This is a genomic window from Sphingomonas sp. URJC2 (assembly GCF_059803575.1).
The window spans coordinates 71,979-86,585 of record NZ_JAPFGX010000002.1; the positions used below are offsets into that span (position 1 = coordinate 71,979).

Sequence of the window (14,607 nt, forward strand, 5' to 3'; positions counted from 1 at the left end):
TCACCAAATCGTCATATATCCTCATGATGCGAACTGCCCCGCACCTTGTCGAAGCGCGCGCGCCCGGTTGGGCGATGCTGGCACGCGAACTGCGGACGGTGGTCAATCCCCGCCGCCTCGCATCGCCGGCCATGCCGCGCGCTCGGCAGGTCGGGCGCGGCCGGCCCGTGCTGGTGATTCCGGGCTTTCTTGCCTCTGACGGGTCGACGCGGCCATTGCGCCTTGGCCTCGCCGCGGCCGGGTTTCGCGCCCATGGCTGGGGGCGGGGGCGCAATCTCGGGCTGCGCGACGATGTGATGGCGGCAATCGACGCGCGCATCGCCCAGATCGGGCGCGGCGAGCCGGTGGCGCTGGTCGGCTGGAGCCTTGGTGGGCTGATTGCGCGCGAATATGCCAAGCGCGCGCCAGCTGCGGTGGCGCAGGTGGTGACGCTGGGCAGCCCGATCTGCGGCGATCCGCGCCGCAACAACAATGTCTGGCGCGTCTATGAATGGGTGGCCGGCCATCCGGTCGATGCGCCGCCGCTCGCCTGCACGCTCGAGGAAAAGCCGCCGGTCGAAACCGTGGCGATCTGGTCGCGGCAGGACGGCATCGTCGCCGGCCATGCCGCGCGCGGCGCGTCCGACCGGGCGGTTGAGATTGGCTGCGGCCATATCGAAATGGTGTTCGCGCCCGAGGCAATCCGCGCGGTGATCGACGCGCTGGCCTGAACGCGAAAGGCGAATGGCAGGCGCGCGCGCCGCCGACCGCTTAGAGCATTTTCAAGCCGGGTTGAATCACCCGGCGACTCGGAAAATGCGGTAAATCAAAGGGCTAGAGCGGCCGATCCGATGCAATCGGATCGGAAACCGCTCTAACCGGTGAATGGCGCGAAGCGTGCCGCCACGTCGCGCGGAACGCGGATGGCGCGGCCGGTGGCCCGGTCGATGATCGCCCAGACCGTCCGGGCCCGGGCCTTGACCTGACCGTCAGGGCCGAAAAACTCGACAAACCGGTCGAACTTCGCCCCGCGCGGCGCGTCGCCCACCCAGGTTTCGGCGCGCACGCGCAAGCCCTGCGCCACCTCATCGGCGGTCATATTGCCAAGATAATCAATCTCATGCCGCAGCACGACCCAGATATAGGCATCGACATGGGCGGGATCGGCCGCCGCCTGCCAATGGGTGGTGGCGACATGCTGGAGCCAGCGCACCCAGACGGCATTGTTCACATGCCCCAGCTCGTCGATATCGGCCGGCTGGGGCGTGATTTCGCAAGTGAAGCGCATGGCCGCGCGCCTCAGCCCCGGTCCAGCCCGAGCTGCCACAGGATGAAGGCGAACTCCTCCGCCGTCTCCCTCAGGCTTTCGAACCGGCCCGATTTGCCGCCATGGCCCGCGCCCATATTCGTCTTCAAAAGCAGGATGTTATCGTCGGTCTTGGTCGCGCGCAGCCGGGCCGCCCATTTGGCCGGTTCCCAATAGGTGACGCGCGGATCGTTGAGCCCGGCGGTGATCAGCAGCGGCGGATAGGCGCGCGGTGCGACATTGTCATAGGGGCTGTAGCTGAGGATCAGGTGGAACGCCGCCTCGTCCTCGATCGGATTGCCCCATTCCGGCCATTCACCGGGGGTCAGCGGCAGATCGGGATCGAGCATCGTGTTGAGCACATCGACGAACGGCACATGCGCGGCCACCGCGCCCCATAGCTCGGGGGCCTGATTCATGACCGCGCCCATCAGCTCGCCGCCCGCCGATCCGCCGGCGATGGCGATGCGCCCCGGCCGCGTCCAGCCGGCCTCTGCAAGGCCCTTGGCGACATCGACGAAGTCGTTGAACGTATTCGTCCTTTTCGTGAGTTTGCCGTCTAGATACCATTGCTGGCCAAGGTCGTCGCCGCCCCGGATATGGGCGATGGCAAAGGCCATGCCGCGATCGAGCAGGCTGAACCGGCCGATGCCGAAGCCCGGCTCCATCGCCAGCCCGTAAGCGCCATAGCCGTAGAGGTAGAGCGCCCCCGATCCGTCGCGCGGATAATCCCGGCGATAGACGATCGACACCGGCACCCGCACCCCGTCGCGCGCGACGATCTCCAGCCGCTCGGTCGCATAGAGCGAGGGGTCGTAACCCGATGGAATCTCCTGCACTTTCAGGATGTCGCGGGTTTGCGCGGCAACGTCATAGTCGATCACCGTGCCCGGCGTGACCATCGATTCATAGGCAAGCCGCAGCACCGGCGTCCGGTATTCGGGATTGTCGTCCAGCCCGGCCGTATAGCTGGCTTCGGGAAAGGCGATCTGATGCGCCGCGCCGCCGCGATAATCATGGATGCGGATGCGGTCGAGGCCATGCTCGCGCCCTTCGACCACGAACCAGTCGGCAAAGCAGGTGACGTCGGTCAGATAGAAATCGGCCGATGCCGGCAGCAGCTCCTGCCAGTCGCCGGGCGCGGTCAGCGGCGCGGTGACGAGGCGGAAATTGGGGTGCGTGTCATTGGTGCGGATGAACAGTCTATCATCATGTTCTTCCACGTCATATTCGCGATTTGGCAGGCGCGGCGCGACCAGGATCGGCTGCGCCAGCGGATCGGCATAGGGGATCAGCCGGATCTCGCTGGTCACATGGTCGCCGGTCGACACCAGGATGAACCGCCGCGACTGGGTGAGGCCCAGACCGACCTGAAAGCCCTGATCCGCCTCGCCGTAGATTTCGATATCCTCGGCCACCGGCGTGCCCAGCCGGTGGAGCTTGGCGACATCGATCCGCCAATGTTCGTTGACCAGCCCGTAGAGCAGCGACTGGCCATCGCCCGCGAACAGGAACCCGCCCAGCGTCCCTTCGATCACCTCGTCCAGATGCGCGCCGGTGGTCAGATCCTTGATGCGGATGGTGAAACGCTCGGCCCCGCTGTCGTCGACCGCATAGGCGAGCAGCCGGTCATCGGGGCTGATGTCCATGCCGCCAAGGCGGAAATAGGGCTTGCCCTCCGCCAGCGCCGGCTCGTCGAGGATCAGTTCGGCATGCGCCAGCTCCGCCCCGGTGCGCGGGCGGGCGGGGTTGCCGGCGGCCGGCGCGCGCCACCATTTGCGATATTGGGCACCGGTGTCGAACGACCGCCAATACCAATAGGCGCCGTCACGCTGCGGCACCGAGCTGTCATCTTCCTTGATGCGGCCTTTCAGCTCGGCAAAGATCGTGTCGACCAGCCCCTGACGGCCCGCCATCGCGGCCTCGAAATAGGCGTTTTCCGCCTCCAGATAGGCGAGGATTTCGGGATCGCCGACCTCCGGATAGCCGGGGTCGCGCAGCCAGGCATAGGGGTCTTCGATCGAGACGCCGTGATGGGTGACGGTCGTCGGGCGCACGGCCGCGCGCGGCGGCGGGGGAAGATCGGTCATGACAGCGGGTTAGCGGTTCGGGCGCGCAAGGAAAAGGCAAGCCGGGCCGATTTGCGTGTCCGAGGCCGGGATTTGGGGGCGGCAGTGACGGCGAAGCCATGCGGCACGCCTATAATGTAATTGTTTTCTGCCGGCGGCCGGGGTGCTTGTCTTTGCCGTCAGTCGTGCCATCCTCGGCGCGCAAGGGGCAGGTGCAGGCGACCGAATGTCCGTGAACCAGGCAAGCCTAGAGAAGACCGTCATCAGTCCGAGCGACGAGGCATCGTGCAGCCTTGACATCGTGCGCAGCCATCTGGCGATCGTCGGCGCGCGCGAAGGGGTGTGGGACTGGGACCTGCAGACCGGGTCGGCCTGGTGTTCCGAACAATGGGCGCAGGTGCTCGGCTATCGGCAGGACGAGATTCCGGACACGGCGGTCGCCTGGGCCGAACTTTGCCATCCCGATGATCTCCGCGCCGTCCAGGCCGCGCTCACCGCCCATTTCAAGGGCGAGCAGCCCTATTACGATTCCGAACACCGGCTGCGCACGCGCAGCGGCGACTGGATCTGGGTGCAGGCGCGCGGTCAGGTGCTGCGCCGCTCGCCCGAAGGACGGGCGCTGCGCTGCGTGGGGACTTTTTCCGACATCTCGCTGCGCAAGGGCAGCGAGTTCAGCGCGCGCTTCCTGCTCGCGCTCAACGACCGGCTCAAGCTGATCGGCGATCCGCTGGCGATGATCGATGCCGCCTCGGCCGCGCTTGGCCGCCACCTCGGCGTGTCGCGCGTCGGCTTTGCCGAAATCGACATTGCGAACAATCATTTCGCGATCGACCGGGAATGGCGTGCCGGCGATGCCAGTCCGATGACGGGGCGCTGGCCGCTCAACCGGTTCGGGGGCGTGTTCCTCGATGCGCTGGCCGAGGGCCACACTGTGACTGTCGAGGATGTGCAGGCGGATGCGCGGACGCAGCAGGCACGGGTGGCGGCGGCCTATGCGCGGGTGAAGGTGCGCGCCTTTGTCGATGTGCCGCTGGTCAGGGGCGGGCAGCTGATCGCGATGCTCTATGTCCATCATGCCCAGCCGCGACGCTGGACCAGCGTCGAGCTGGCGACGATCCGCGCGGTGTGCGAGCGGCTGTGGGACGCGGTCGAGCATGGCCGCACGCTCGCCGCGCTCCATGCCAGCGAGGAGCGGCTGGAACAGGCGATGACGGCGGCCGGATTCGGCGCGTGGGACTGGTCGGCCCAGACCGGCGAGTTTCAGGTTTCTGCAAGCTTCCGGCCCGTTCTGGGGGCCGCCATGGCGCAGATCCGCACCTGGAAGGACATGGACGCGCTGGTCCATCCCGATGACCGCGCGGCGGTGCATGCGGCGTCGAACAGCCTTTGGTCCGGCCGCGCGGGCGATCGGTTCGATCTCGAATTCCGCTCCCGCCCCGGCAGCGATGCGCCGCGCTGGCTGGTGACGCGCGGGGCGGTCACCGAACGCTCGCCCGACGGCCGGCCGCTCAGGATGCGCGGCATCATGGCCGACATCACCGAGCGCAAGGCGATGGAGGCCGAGCTGCGCGCCGCGCAGGACATCAGCACCCAGGCGTCGCGCCTGTCGGCGATGGGGGCGCTTGCCTCCACCATCGCGCACGAACTCAACCAGCCGCTTGCCTCTGCGACCAATTATCTGACCGTATCGTCGCTGATGATGGCGCGCGGGCCGGATGCGCGGCCGGACGAGATCATGGCGTCGATCGACGGGGCGGCGGCCAGCATCGGCCGCGCCTCCGAAATCATCCGCCGGATGCGCCGTTTCACTTTGTCGGGCGAGGTGTCGCGCGTGCCGGTGTCGCTGCGCACGATCATCGGCCGCGCCTGGGAAACGCTGCGCGCGCGGGCCGAGGCGGAGGGCGTTCAGCTGGTCCGCGATCTGGATGAGGCGCTCGACACCGTCGAATGCGATCCGATCCAGATCGAACAGGTGCTCGCCAATCTGATGAAGAATGCGCTCGATGCGATGGCCGACAGCGCGGTGCGCCGGCTGACGCTGGTGTCGCGCGTTGCTGGGCGCGAGCTTCGCGTCGGCGTCGCCGACAGCGGCCCCGGCCTGCCGCCCGATGTCGCGGCCAATCTGTTCGAGCCGTTCCGCACCACCAAGGCCAATGGCACCGGCCTGGGCCTGCCGATCTGCCGGACGATGATCGAGGCGCATGGCGGCCGCATCTGGGTCGAGGACGCGCCCGGCGGGGGCGTGCAGTTCGTCTTCACCCTGCCGCTCGATCGCGACTGAACGCTGCCGCAACGGCTGGAACGGCGGGCCGATCCTGCCGTTCGACCCCTGCACCGGGCGCAGTCCGCGCCCGGCGCTGTCGGGAGACGAGCGATGGAACGCATGACCGGAACCGGGGACGAAATCTATAATATGGTCGCGGTGCTTTACCACGCGCTGCAGGGCGCCGAGAATTGCCGGACCTATGCCGATGACGCGGCCGACGACCAGGAGTTGCGCCGGTTCTTCGAGGAAGCGGGCGAGCGGCAGCGCGAACTCGCCGACCGGGGCAAGGTGCTGCTGCATGACCGGCTGATGGACCAGATTGACGACGGGCGTCTGGGCGCCGGCGGCCGGGATGCAGGCGGTCGGGAGGCTGGCGAGGGCGGGTCGGCGTTCGGCTTTGATGCTGGCGGTGACGGGACCGGCAGGGGGGATCAGGCGGCCGAACGCGCCGGCGGCGGCGATCAGCTGCGCTGACCGAACGGGGCGGGCGGGGCGCGCCGGTCGCCCTGCGCCGCCCCGATTCGGCGCTTCAAGCCTCCGGTAACCGCCAATAAGGGTGACGAACCGGCCCGGTGCGCCTAAATCCATTGTCAAAATCGATGGAGGAGTGCCGATGTCCACCTATGAAGCCCGTCTGGCGGCGCTGCGCGACCAGTTGAAGCGCGACCGGCTCGACGGCTTCGTCGTGCCGCTGACCGATGAGCATATGAGCGAATATGTCGGCGCCTATGCCCAGCGGCTGGGCTGGCTGACCGGCTTTCAGGGCTCGGCGGGCACCGCGGTCGTGCTGCCCGAGGAAGCGGCGATCTTCATCGACGGGCGTTATACGCTGCAGGTGCGCGAGCAGGTCGATCCCGCGCACTGGGCCTATGTGTCGGTGCCCGAGACGAGCGTCGCCGACTGGCTGGGCGCGCATGCGCCGGGCGGGGCGCGCATCGGCTATGATCCCTGGCTGCACACCCGCGCCTGGGTGGAGGCGGCATCGGCGGCGCTGGCCGAACGCGGGGCGGAGCTGGTCGCGGTCGACACCAATCCGGTCGATGCGGTGTGGCCGGACCAGCCGGCCCCGTCGGCGGCGCGGCTGATCGTCCATCCCGACAGCCATGCCGGGCGCAGCGCCGCCGACAAGCGCACCGACATCGCCCAGTGGCTGGCCGGGCGTGGGGCCGATGCGGTGGTGCTGTCGGCGCTCGATTCGATTGCCTGGGCGTTCAACATTCGCGGTCAGGATGTCGAGCGCACGCCGGTCGCGCTCGCCTATGCGCTGATCCACCGCGACGGCACCGCCGATCTGTTCGTCGCCCCGGAAAAGGTCGGCGATGATGTCGTCCGCCATCTCGGCAATGCGGTGCGGCTGCACGACCGGGCGGCCTTTGCCGCGGCGCTTGGCGGTTTTGCCGGCAAGCGCGTGGCCGTCGACCCCGAGCGCGCGGTGGCCGCGATCTTTGCCCGGCTGGAACAGGGCGGGGCGCGCACGCTGGCGCTGCGCGATCCGGCGGTGCTGCCCAAGGCGATCAAGAATCCGGTGGAAATCGCCGGGCATCAGGCCGCCCAGGCGCGCGACGGTGCCGCCATCGTCAACTTCCTGCACTGGCTGTCGATCGAGGCCCCGCGCGGCGGCCTGACCGAAATGTCGGCGGCGGAGCGGCTGCGCGGTTTCCGTGAGGCGACCGGCTGCCTGCGCGACCTGTCGTTCGACACGATTTCGGCCGCCGGGCCGAATGCCGCCATCCCGCATTACCGGGTGACCGCCGAATCGGACCGGCCGATCGTGATGGACGGCATCTATCTGGTCGATTCGGGCGGCCAGTATCAGGACGGCACCACCGACATCACCCGCACCGTCATCATCGGCACGCCGACGGCCGAGATGCGCGACCGCTTCACCCGCGTGCTCAAGGGGCATATCGCGATTGCGACCGCACTGTTCCCGCGCGGCACGCGCGGCCAGCAGATCGACGCCTTTGCCCGCCGCCCGCTGTGGGAAGTGGGGCTGGATTACGCCCATGGCACGGGCCACGGCGTCGGCAGCTATCTGTCGGTGCATGAAGGGCCGCAGCGCATCGCGACGTTTGGCGGCGGCGACGAGCCGCTGGCGGCGGGGATGATCCTGTCCAACGAGCCCGGCTATTACAAGGCGGGCGACTATGGCATCCGCATCGAGAATCTGGTGCTGGTCGTCCCGCGCAGCGTCGCCGGGGCGGAGCGCGAGATGCTGGGGTTCGAGACGCTGACCTTCGCGCCCATCGACCGGGCGCTGATCGACGCCGATATGCTGACCGCCGCCGAACGCGACTGGCTCAACGCCTATCACGCCGATGTGCTGGCGCGGATCGGCCCGCTGGTCGAAGGCGAGACGCGGGCCTGGCTGACGGCGGCCTGCGCGCCGGTCTGAGGGAGCGGCTCGCGCAGCCCCCCGTCAGTCGTCGGGGCTGCGCGGCGGCGTCGCGGGCGGCGCGTCGCGTTCGCCGCCGTCATCGGTCGTCGCTGCGCGGGCCTGCGCCTTGCGTTTGCGGAGGTTTTCGCGCAGCGCGGCGGCCAGTCGCCGGGCGCGTTCATCGTCCTGAGCCATCGCCGCCGCGCTAGCGCCAGCAACAATGGCTTGACAAGAGCCGCCCGCTGAACCAAGTGCGCGCCTCGCCCGTCGGGCCGTGCTGCCGTAGCTCAGTGGTAGAGCGCATCCTTGGTAAGGCTGAGGTCGCGAGTTCAATCCTCGCCGGCAGCACCATTTTCTCCCCCCCTCAGCCATTCCCCCCCCCCCCCCCCCGGGGTGCGCTGTCCGGCGCTTCTGTCGGCGTGACGAATATGCCAGACCGTTGCCACGACATCATGGCGGGGCGGGGACAGCATGACCTCAATCGACGCGCTTGAGCAGGCCGGGGCCAGTCAACACCGGGCCGGGCCGATGGATACGGCGCAGGGCCTGGCCGGCTTTCGGCAGCGAATGACGCAGGGCGTCCGGCACGACGCGGTGCTGGCCACCGTCGAGCGCGATGCGGTGATCGGCCCGCCTTTTCTGTTCATGACGGTCATGTCGGCCGGTGTCGCGATTTTGGGGCTGCTCCAGTCCTCGCCGGCGGTGGTGATCGGTGCGATGCTGATTTCGCCGCTGATGGGGCCGATTCTGGGGCTTGGTTTCGGCCTGGCGCTGTTCGATTTCGCCTTGCTGCGCCGGGCGCTGCTGGCGCTGGCGGCAGGGATCGGGCTGGCGGTCTGCTTTGCCGCCTTGGTCGTGCTGATGTCGCCGCTGACCGAAGTGACGCCCGAGATTGCGGCACGCACCCGGCCCAATCTGTTCGATCTGATCGTGGCGATGCTGTCGGGACTGGCGGCGGCCTATGCGCTGATCCGGGGGCTGTCGGGCACGTTGGTCGGCGTCGGCATTGCCGTGGCGGTGATGCCGCCGCTCGCAACCGTCGGCTTCGGGCTGGCGACCGGCAATATGGCGATCGCTGGCGGTGCCGCGTTCCTGTTCTTCACCAACCTGATGGCGATCAGCCTGAGCGCGGCGGCGCTCGCCCGGCTCTACCGGTTCGGGCACAAGCTGTCGGAACGCCAGACATGGCTGCAGGCGGGGCTGATCGTCGCGGTGTTTGCCGGGCTGTCGGTGCCGCTTGGCCTGTCGCTCAGCCGGATCGCGCAGGAATCGGTTGCCGCGCGGCAGGTGCGCGATGCGATTGCGCGCGAGTTTGCCGACAAGGCGCGCGTCGCCCAGCTGGTGATCGATCACGACGCCCGCCCGCTGCGCGTATCGGCGACGGTGTTCACCCCCGAACTGCGCGCCGATGCCGCCGGCCGCGCGGAGGCGGCGATCGCCGCCCGGCTCGGCCAGCAGGTCGAGGTGGCGCTGGATCAGGTGCGGGTGGGGGCAGGGGCCCCGGATGCGGCGCAGCTTGCCGCCGCCCGCGCCGAGGCCGATGATTCGGCCGAACAGCAGGTGCGGGCGCAGCTGGCGCTGGTTGCGGGCGCGCCCGATACGGAAGTGCTGATCGACCGGCAGCGCCGGGTGGCGCGGGCGCGGGCGGCGGCGCTGCCCGGTGCCACGCTGGCCGCCTATCGGATGCTTGAGGCGCGGGCCGCCGCCGCGCTGCCGGGCTGGACGGTGCTGATCGCCCCGCCGGTCGACACGCTGCCGGCGCTGACCGATGCGCCGCCCGCGGATCAGGCAGAGGCGCTGGGCCTGATCGCCTGGGCGGCGGCGCGGCTGGAACGCCCGGTGCTGCTCGCCGGGGAGGGGGCGGAGCCGCTCGCCGCCCGGCTGGCCGAACTGGGCGCGCAGGTGGCACCGGGACCGTCGTCCGGCCGCTCGCGCGTCTCCTGGGCACCGGCGGGCGGCGATCCGGCTGCTGCGGGCGGGGAATAATCTGGCGGCAATGGCTTGCCCGGCCGCATCGGCCCCGCAATAACCCGCATCATGATCCGTCGCACACCCCCCGCTCTTGCCCTGCTCCTGTCCGCCAGCGCGCTTGCCGCTGCCCCGCCAGCTGCCGATCCCGCCGCGTCCGGCCCGGCGCTGTCGCTTGAGCGGATCTTTGCCAATCCGGCGCTGGGCGGGCCTGCGCCCCGGCTGCTGCGCCTGTCGCCCGATGGCCGCTGGCTGAGCGCGCTGCGCAACCGGCCGGACGACAAGCAGCGTTATGATCTGTGGGCGGTCGACACCCGCACCGGCGCGCAGCGCATGATCGTCGACAGCCGCACGCTGGGCGGCAGCGGCCCGCTGTCCGAGGCGGAGAAGATGCAGCGCGAACGCGCCCGCATCGCCGATCAGACCGGCATCGTCGCCTATGACTGGGCACCCGATGCGCAGAGCCTGCTCGTGCCCGTCGATGGCGATCTGTATCTCCAGCCGCTGGGCGGGCAGCCGCGCCGGCTGACCGCGACCGCGACCAGCGAGCTTGACGGCACGATCAGCCCGCGCGGCGGCTTTGTGTCGTTCGTGCGCGACCAGAATCTGTTCGTCCATGACCTGAAGACCGGCACCGAACGCGCGCTGACCAAAGATGGCGGCGGCACGCTCAGCTGGGGCGTGGCCGAGTTTGTCGCGCAGGAGGAAATCGACCGGACCCGCGGCCATTGGTGGTCGCCCGATGACCGCATGATCGCCGTCGCCCGCGTCGACGAGGCCCCGGTCGCGACCGTCACCCGCGCCGCCATCGGTGCCGACGGCACCCGCGTTTACGAACAGCGTTATCCGCGCGCCGGCACCGCCAATGCGCGCGTCGGCCTGTATCTGATCGACGCGGCCGGCGGCGAACCCCGGCGCGTCGATCTGGGCGCGGACGAGGATATCTATCTGGCGCGGGTCAACTGGCTGCCCGACGGCTCGGCGCTGCTCGTCCAGCGCCAGACGCGCGACCAGACCCGGCTCGACCTGCTGCGCGTCGATCCTGCGACCGGTGCGTCGACCGTGCTGTTCAGCGAGACGGCGGCGACCTGGGTCAATCTCAATGACGATCTGCGCCCGCTGGCGGGCGGCGGGCTGCTGTGGACGTCGGAGCGCGACGGCCATGCCCATCTCTACCGGTTCGACAAGGGCCGCTGGACGCAGCTGACGCGCGGCCCGTGGCAGGTGAAGAAGCTGCTGGGCGTCGACGAGGCGGCGGGCCGCGCCTGGATTCTCGCCAATCGCGACACGCCGCTCGAATGGCATGTCTATCAGGTGTCGATCACCGGCCGCGCCGATCCGGTGCGCGTGACCGAGCCGGGCTTCAGCCATCAGGCGGCGATGGATGCCGCCGGGCAGCGGCTGATCGTCACCCGGTCGAGCACCGTGCAGCCGCCCCAGACCTATCTGGCCGACGACAAGGGCAAGCGCATCGCCTGGGTCGAGGAAAACCGGCTGGCGGGCGATCATCCCTATCAGCCCTATCTCGCCCGCCATGTCCGCCCCGATTTCGGCACGCTGACGGCCGCCGACGGGCAGGTGCTGCATTACAAGATCTTCCGCCCGCGCGGCTTTGCCGGGCCGCGCCCGGTGTTCTTCCAGGTCTATGGCGGGCCGGGCGGCGGGCGGCAGGTGGTCAATGAATGGAACAGCCTGACCCACCAATATCTGGTGCAGAAGGGCTGGATCGTGTTTTCGATCGACAATCGCGGCACGCCCGATCGCGGCAAGGCGTTCGAAGCGCCGATCCACCGCAAGCTGGGCCAGGCCGAGGTTGCCGACCAGCTGGCCGGCCTTGCCTGGCTCAAGACCCAGGCCGATGTCGATCCGGCGCGGATCATCGTCAATGGCTGGTCCTATGGCGGCTATATGACGCTGAAGCTGCTCCAGGCCGCGCCGGGCGCGTTCGCCGCCGGCATTTCCGGCGCGCCGGTGACCGACTGGGGGCTGTACGACACCCATTATACCGAACGCTATCTGGGCGATCCGCGTCAGGATGCTGCCGCCTATGTGCGGGCGGGGGCGCTCGATCAGGCCGGGCGCATCGCCGATCCGCTGCTGCTCATTCACGGCATGGCCGACGACAATGTGGTGTTCGACAATTCGACTGCGCTGATGGCGCGTTTGCAGGCGGCCGGCACGCCGTTTGAAACCATGGTCTATCCGGGCTTCGGCCACCGCGTCGCCGGGCCGGGGGTGAGCGTGCACCTGTGGCGGACGATCGAGCGCTTCCTCAACCGGGTGGCGACGGGCGATCCGGCGGAGGCGGGAGCAGCGGGCGCCGGCGCACAATAACCATGGTGCCGGGGTTGCGCGCCGCGCCCCGAGGCGTCACAGGGCCGGGCCATGACTGACACCGCCACCCTGCTGCCTGCGCTTGACGGGCTGGTCCCGGCCGCGCTCGCGCCGCGCAGCTTCCGTATCTTTCTCGAGGATTTCGAGCTGCCGGTCGATATCGGCTTTCACGATTTCGAGGTTGGCACGCCTCAGCGCCTGCTCGTCACCGTCGATGTCGAGATCGATCCCGCCAGCTTCCCCAACACGGACGAGGAAGCGAGCGCGTGGAATTATGATTTCCTGCGCACCGAAGTGACGCGGCTGGCGACCAGCCGGCGCTTCAACCTGCAGGAAACGCTGGCGCGCGAAATCTACACGCTGATCGCCGCGCGCAAGGGCGTGATCGGCCTGCGTGTCGCCACCCGCAAGCCCGACGTCTATCCCGATTGCCGCGCGGTGGGCATCGAGATCAGCTCGCGCTGACCGCAAAACGGGCGGGCAGCTGGCCGCGCATCCCCGCCCGTTCTGTCGGCCGGCGTCCGCTCAGGGGGCCACCGCGCCCCGGTTGCGCGCGCACCGGCCCAGCCCTGACAGCACCAGCGCATAATCGGCGCGTGCCGCCGCCTGTTCGCTGCGGCTCAGACGCCCGACCGCCCCCTCGGGCAAGGCCGGGGGCAGGCCGCAGGCCAGCCGGTACCACAGCAAAGTGTCGCGGGCCGGGGCGGCGGCGGCTTCATCGACGATCTCGCCCAGCGCGACCGCCCAGCGCGGCGTCTCTCCGGGGCGGCGCAGCACCGACAGCGACACCGGCCGCCGGTCGGCGGTGGCAAGGAAGATCTGCGTTTCGCTTTCCCCCGGCAGCGCGCCCGGCACATGAAAAGCCCCGGTGATGCCGGTGATGCGCGGCGGCGCGTCGGGCAGCCGGCTTTCGGCCAATATGGCTTCTGCCTGGGCGAGCTGCGCGGCGTCGACCGCCAGCTGCGCATCGGGTGCGACCAGCTGGATCATGTCCGTCCGCCCCGGCACCGGCCGCGCGAAGATCAGCAGGCTCTGCCCGCGCAGCTTGGGCGCGCGGCCGCGCGAATCGACCGGCATGTCGGCCAGATAGCTCAGCCGGGGCGGCAGGCCGGCGATACCGCGAATCAGTCGCGACACATCGATCTCGACCAGCAGCCTTTGGCATCCCGGCATGACACCGTTAGACAGTTCGGGGGGCAGTGGCTGGGCGCGCCGGACTGTGCCGATCAGGGCCAGTGGGGCGTCGATGCCCAGATCCGCAAGGTCCGCATAAGTGGCGAAAAAGCCCTGCGGCCGATCAACGGACTGCGCGGCAAGCGGGGTGGAAGCGGCGATTGCCGTAACGGCAAGGGCGATATGCAAGCGATTCATGGCGTTCCATAATTGCGGCGGGCGGGGCTGGGCGGCTCACACAAAAACGTCATAAGGCCGATCTAGGTACGATCCGTACGACAAAGAGTTTGCGTCTCCCAGGGGGCGACGATAGAAAACCGGCCTTCTGCCTAACAAGAAAATAAGGGAGGGCGGAACCGATCACTGCGGCACCGGCCCTGCGCTCCCTTCGCGCCTGGCCAGGCCGCGAGAGGGAGTCTCGTTACTGAATGGCCTACGCTGACAAACAGGGCTTGAGCGGTAGCAAGGTCGTGTCGATCGGGATTGTCATCCTGATCCACGCGGCGCTTGGCTACGCGTTCGTGACCGGCCTTGCCTTCAACGTCATCAAGCAGGTCGCCAAAGATCTGAAGACTTTTGAAGTTGAGGAAGAGCCGCCACCTCAGGAGGAAGAACCGCCGCCTCCGCCACCCGATCAGCCGATCGAACCGCCGCCCGTGGTGACGCCGCCGCCGATCGTCCAGACGCCTGTCCAGCAGGCTCCGGTGATCCAGTCGCAGCCGAACCCGCCGCCGGTGTTCGTGCCCGATCCCCGTCCGGCCCCGCCCCCGCCCCCGCCCGCGCCGCGCATCAGCAAGGCTGCCGGTGCAAAGGGCGATCCGGCACAGTGGGTCACCCAGGACGACTATCCGCCGCGCGCGCTGCGTGAAGAGCGGGAAGGCACGACTGCCATCAGCTGGGAAATCAACGAGCAGGGGCGCGTGGAAAATTGCCGCGTGACCAGCTCGAGCGGTTCGCCCGACCTGGACGAAGCGGCCTGCCGCGCCATCACCCGCCGCGGGAAATACACCCCGGCGCAGGATGAGAATGGCAGCCCGATGCGCACGTCCCAGTCGCGCCGGATCCGCTGGCAGATCCCGAAATAAGGCGGCAGGCCCCGCCCAAGCGGGGCCGCCCCGGCAGGTAAAAATCTTTA

General features: G+C 69.1%; 12 protein-coding genes and 1 tRNA gene. 9 read left to right on the top strand and 4 right to left on the bottom strand.

The features are described 5' to 3' along the window. Window positions 1-23: 23 nt before the first annotated feature. Complete coding sequence (locus tag OPU66_RS01730; RefSeq protein ID WP_498551861.1) at window positions 24-710, top strand: esterase/lipase family protein; 687 nt, start codon at window positions 24-26, stop codon at window positions 708-710. A 143-nt stretch (window positions 711-853) separates the two neighbouring features. On the opposite strand, the gene OPU66_RS01735 is transcribed toward OPU66_RS01730, so the two are convergent. Beyond that, window positions 854-1,267, bottom strand: a complete 414-nt coding sequence (locus OPU66_RS01735; RefSeq protein ID WP_498551862.1) for an acyl-CoA thioesterase — start codon at window positions 1,265-1,267, stop codon at window positions 854-856. Between the two features lie 11 nt (window positions 1,268-1,278). Next, complete coding sequence (locus OPU66_RS01740) at window positions 1,279-3,375, bottom strand: S9 family peptidase (RefSeq protein ID WP_498551863.1); 2,097 nt, start codon at window positions 3,373-3,375, stop codon at window positions 1,279-1,281. 205 nt (window positions 3,376-3,580) lie between these two features. Here OPU66_RS01740 and OPU66_RS01745 point away from each other — a divergent pair, with 205 nt between their 5' ends. The 3 genes from OPU66_RS01745 to OPU66_RS01755 all read left to right on the top strand — a co-directional run bounded on the left by OPU66_RS01745 (window position 3,581) and on the right by OPU66_RS01755 (window position 8,015). Then, entirely contained in the window at window positions 3,581-5,635 is a 2,055-nt protein-coding gene (locus OPU66_RS01745; protein WP_498551864.1) for a PAS domain-containing protein, read from the top strand. A 93-nt stretch (window positions 5,636-5,728) separates the two neighbouring features. Further along, window positions 5,729-6,094, top strand: coding sequence for a hypothetical protein (locus OPU66_RS01750; RefSeq protein WP_498551865.1), 366 nt, complete (start codon window positions 5,729-5,731; stop codon window positions 6,092-6,094). A gap of 139 nt (window positions 6,095-6,233) precedes the next feature. Further along, complete coding sequence (locus OPU66_RS01755; protein ID WP_498551866.1) at window positions 6,234-8,015, top strand: aminopeptidase P family protein; 1,782 nt, start codon at window positions 6,234-6,236, stop codon at window positions 8,013-8,015. Between the two features lie 24 nt (window positions 8,016-8,039). On the opposite strand, the gene OPU66_RS01760 is transcribed toward OPU66_RS01755, so the two are convergent. Further along, window positions 8,040-8,192: a hypothetical protein gene (locus OPU66_RS01760; protein ID WP_498551867.1), complete on the bottom strand. Its 153-nt coding sequence runs from the start codon at window positions 8,190-8,192 to the stop codon at window positions 8,040-8,042. 81 nt (window positions 8,193-8,273) lie between these two features. Between OPU66_RS01760 and OPU66_RS01765 the strand changes: the two genes are divergently transcribed. The 4 genes from OPU66_RS01765 to OPU66_RS01780 all read left to right on the top strand — a co-directional run bounded on the left by OPU66_RS01765 (window position 8,274) and on the right by OPU66_RS01780 (window position 12,764). After that, a tRNA-Thr gene (locus OPU66_RS01765) sits at window positions 8,274-8,348 on the top strand. Window positions 8,349-8,468: 120 nt separating this feature from the next. Beyond that, window positions 8,469-9,983 carry a DUF389 domain-containing protein gene (locus OPU66_RS01770; RefSeq protein ID WP_498551868.1) on the top strand — a complete coding sequence of 505 codons (1,515 nt, stop codon included), beginning with the start codon at window positions 8,469-8,471 and terminating at the stop codon, window positions 9,981-9,983. A gap of 51 nt (window positions 9,984-10,034) precedes the next feature. After that, the gene (locus OPU66_RS01775; protein WP_498551869.1) at window positions 10,035-12,299 is read left to right on the top strand and encodes a S9 family peptidase; all 2,265 of its coding nucleotides are present in this window, start codon (window positions 10,035-10,037) and stop codon (window positions 12,297-12,299) included. A 51-nt stretch (window positions 12,300-12,350) separates the two neighbouring features. Further along, the gene (locus OPU66_RS01780) at window positions 12,351-12,764 is read left to right on the top strand and encodes a dihydroneopterin aldolase (RefSeq protein WP_498551870.1); all 414 of its coding nucleotides are present in this window, start codon (window positions 12,351-12,353) and stop codon (window positions 12,762-12,764) included. Window positions 12,765-12,824: 60 nt separating this feature from the next. Here OPU66_RS01780 and OPU66_RS01785 read toward each other — a convergent pair whose 3' ends face one another. Then, window positions 12,825-13,670 carry a hypothetical protein gene (locus OPU66_RS01785; protein WP_498551871.1) on the bottom strand — a complete coding sequence of 282 codons (846 nt, stop codon included), beginning with the start codon at window positions 13,668-13,670 and terminating at the stop codon, window positions 12,825-12,827. Window positions 13,671-13,900: 230 nt separating this feature from the next. Between OPU66_RS01785 and OPU66_RS01790 the strand changes: the two genes are divergently transcribed. Further along, on the top strand, window positions 13,901-14,557 hold the full coding sequence (locus OPU66_RS01790; protein ID WP_498551872.1) for an energy transducer TonB: 657 nt from the start codon (window positions 13,901-13,903) through the stop codon (window positions 14,555-14,557). The last annotated feature ends 50 nt before the right edge of the window (window positions 14,558-14,607 follow it).

Excerpts from the sequence above, each read along its gene's own strand:
- OPU66_RS01730 (WP_498551861.1), top strand. The coding sequence starts at position 24 with ATGATGCGAACTGCCCCGCACCTTGTCGAAGCGCGCGCGCCCGGTTGG.
- OPU66_RS01760 (WP_498551867.1), bottom strand. The coding sequence starts at position 8,192 with ATGGCTCAGGACGATGAACGCGCCCGGCGACTGGCCGCCGCGCTGCGC.
- OPU66_RS01790 (WP_498551872.1), top strand. The coding sequence starts at position 13,901 with ATGGCCTACGCTGACAAACAGGGCTTGAGCGGTAGCAAGGTCGTGTCG.
- OPU66_RS01780 (WP_498551870.1), top strand. The coding sequence starts at position 12,351 with ATGACTGACACCGCCACCCTGCTGCCTGCGCTTGACGGGCTGGTCCCG.
- OPU66_RS01750 (WP_498551865.1), top strand. The coding sequence starts at position 5,729 with ATGGAACGCATGACCGGAACCGGGGACGAAATCTATAATATGGTCGCG.
- OPU66_RS01775 (WP_498551869.1), top strand. The coding sequence starts at position 10,035 with ATGATCCGTCGCACACCCCCCGCTCTTGCCCTGCTCCTGTCCGCCAGC.
- OPU66_RS01745 (WP_498551864.1), top strand. The coding sequence starts at position 3,581 with ATGTCCGTGAACCAGGCAAGCCTAGAGAAGACCGTCATCAGTCCGAGC.
- OPU66_RS01755 (WP_498551866.1), top strand. The coding sequence starts at position 6,234 with ATGTCCACCTATGAAGCCCGTCTGGCGGCGCTGCGCGACCAGTTGAAG.
- OPU66_RS01735 (WP_498551862.1), bottom strand. The coding sequence starts at position 1,267 with ATGCGCTTCACTTGCGAAATCACGCCCCAGCCGGCCGATATCGACGAG.
- OPU66_RS01770 (WP_498551868.1), top strand. The coding sequence starts at position 8,469 with ATGACCTCAATCGACGCGCTTGAGCAGGCCGGGGCCAGTCAACACCGG.
- OPU66_RS01785 (WP_498551871.1), bottom strand. The coding sequence starts at position 13,670 with ATGAATCGCTTGCATATCGCCCTTGCCGTTACGGCAATCGCCGCTTCC.
- OPU66_RS01740 (WP_498551863.1), bottom strand. The coding sequence starts at position 3,375 with ATGACCGATCTTCCCCCGCCGCCGCGCGCGGCCGTGCGCCCGACGACC.